The organism is Neoroseomonas rubea (assembly GCF_016106015.1).
Classification (GTDB): Bacteria; Pseudomonadota; Alphaproteobacteria; order Acetobacterales; family Acetobacteraceae; genus Neoroseomonas; species Neoroseomonas rubea.
Genome location: NZ_JACADQ010000498.1, coordinates 1 through 2,105, shown reverse-complemented (window position 1 = coordinate 2,105; position 2,105 = coordinate 1). Strand labels below are relative to the sequence as shown.

At 72.8% G+C, this 2,105-nt stretch carries 3 protein-coding genes; 2 read left to right on the top strand and 1 reads right to left on the bottom strand.

Annotation, left to right across the window (positions count from 1 at the left end):
* Nucleotides 1-223: 223 nt before the first annotated feature.
* Nucleotides 224-1,012 (top strand): aldolase, encoded by a 789-nt coding sequence (locus HW577_RS24140; protein ID WP_198378645.1) that lies wholly within the window; start codon nucleotides 224-226, stop codon nucleotides 1,010-1,012.
* The gene (locus tag HW577_RS24135) at nucleotides 1,009-1,896 is read left to right on the top strand and encodes a DMT family transporter (protein WP_198378644.1); all 888 of its coding nucleotides are present in this window, start codon (nucleotides 1,009-1,011) and stop codon (nucleotides 1,894-1,896) included. The genes HW577_RS24140 and HW577_RS24135 overlap by 4 nt, the downstream gene beginning before the upstream one ends.
* Here the strand turns inward: HW577_RS24135 and HW577_RS24130 are convergent.
* On the bottom strand, nucleotides 1,893-2,105 hold a 213-nt coding region (locus tag HW577_RS24130; RefSeq protein WP_198378643.1), incomplete at its 5' end, for a pantoate--beta-alanine ligase. The genes HW577_RS24135 and HW577_RS24130 overlap by 4 nt on opposite strands.

Here is a 2,105-nt window from a genome sequence, read left to right as displayed (position 1 = left end):
CGCGGCCGGTCCGGGCGGTGAAGGCGGCGGCGAGATCCCGCGTCGCGGCCGCCACCGCCCCGGTGCCGAGCACGTGCAGCGGCGCGGCCTGCGCCCGCGCGGCGATGGGCAGGGCGAGCGCCCCCAGAAGCAGGCGTCGATGCATGGCCGGTTCCTCCCCGCGTGATCTTGCCCGCGCGGCCGCCCGGGTGGAACCTGCCGCCACCAGATCGGGAGACCCACCATGGCCCATGCCCTCGGCACCCCTGCCGCGCCCGCCGTGCTGCGCAACACGGAACTCGACGCCGATGCGGTGCGCCAGGCGCGCATCGACCTCGCCGCCTGCTTCCGCATGGCCTCGCGGCTCGGCCTGCATGAAGGCATCTGCAACCACTTCTCCTTCGTGGTACCGGGGCGGGACGACCTGTTCCTGGTGAATCCCTATGGTTGGGCGTTCAGCGAGATCACCGCCTCCCGCCTGCTGGTGTGCGATTTCCACGGCAACGTGATCGCGGGCGATGGCGTGCCCGAGGCGACCGCTTTCTTCATCCATGCGCGGATGCACAAGAACGTCGCGCGCGCCAAGGCCGCCTTCCACACCCACATGCCGAACGCCACCGCGCTCTCCATGCTGGAAGGCCCGCCGCTGGTCTGGGCGGGGCAGAGCGCGCTGAAGTTCTACGGCCGCACCGTGGTGGACGAGGAATATGGCGGCCTGGCGCTGGACGAGAAGGAAGGCGACCGCATCGCGGCCTCCATCGGTGATGCCGACATCGTCTTCATGAAGAACCACGGCGTGATGGTGGTCGGCCCCTCGATCGCCGAGGCGTGGGACGACCTGTACTACCTCGAGCGCGCGGCGGAGGTGCAGCGCATGGCGATGGCGACCGGCCGGACGCTCAAGCCCGTGCCGCCCGACCTTGCAGCCCGCACCTACGGCCAGATGCGGGAGGGGGACAGGGAAAGCGCGCGGCTGCACCTCGAGAGCGTCAAGCGCATCCTCGCGCGCGAAGAACCGGACTTCATGCATTGAGCCGGCCAGCCCCGCGCGGCGCCGACCCCGCGGGGCTCCTGCTGCTGGTGGTTACGAGCCTCGGCTGGGGGCTCAACTGGCCCGCCATGAAACTGCTGCTGGAGGAGCTCGGCGTGCTGAGCACCCGCTCGGCCGGCGGCATCCTCGGTTGCCTGACGCTGCTCGCCGTCGCGCTGGCGCGGCGGGAGGCGCTGGCGGTGCCGCGCGCGCTCTGGCCGCGGCTCGTGCTCGTCTCGCTGCTCAACGTCACGGCCTGGATGGGGCTCGCCTCCTTCTCGCTGCTCTGGCTCGCGGCGGCGGAGGCGACGATCGTCTGCTACACCATGCCCGTCTGGGCGGCGCTGATGGCCTGGGCTGTGCTGGGCGAAAGGCCGCGGCCCGCGCGGGTCGCGGGGATGGTGCTCGCACTCGCGGGGCTCGCGCTGCTCGTGCTCGGCCAGGGTGTCTCGGTGGGTGTGGAGAAACTGCCGGGGGTGGCGCTGGGCCTGTCCTCGGCCGTGCTATTCTCGCTCGGCACGGTGGTGACGAAGCGCTGGCCGCTCGGCCTGCCGCCGACGACGTCCGCGGTGTGGCAGGTGGGGATCGGCATCGCGCCGCTGACGGTCGCGGCGGTCATCGTCGATCCCTGGGCTTTCGACACGCTCTCGCCGCGCGGCTGGGCGCTGATCGCCTATGGCGGCGTCTTCGCGCTCGGCCTCTGCTACCTGTCGTGGTTCGCGGCGCTGCGGCGGCTGCCGGCCTCGCTCGCCTCGCTGGGTACGCTGATGACGCCGGTGGTGGGCGTGGCGGGTGCGGCGCTGTTCCTCGGCGAGCCCTTCGGCTGGCGGGAGGCGACGGCGCTCGCCATGACGCTCAGCGGCGTCGCGCTGGCGATGCGAAGTTAGGCCGGGATGTTGTCGAGCAGCCGCACCGTGCCGAGCCGCGCGGCGGCGACCAACCGCATCGGGCCATCCGTGCGCGGCGCATCCAGCGCGCGCAGCGTCTCGGCTTCCACCAGCGCGAGGTAGTTCGGCGCGAAGCCGGCCGCGACCAGCCGCGCCGCGCCATCGGCCAGCGCGCCCGGCACCGGCGCGCCGCCGGCGATCGTCGCCGC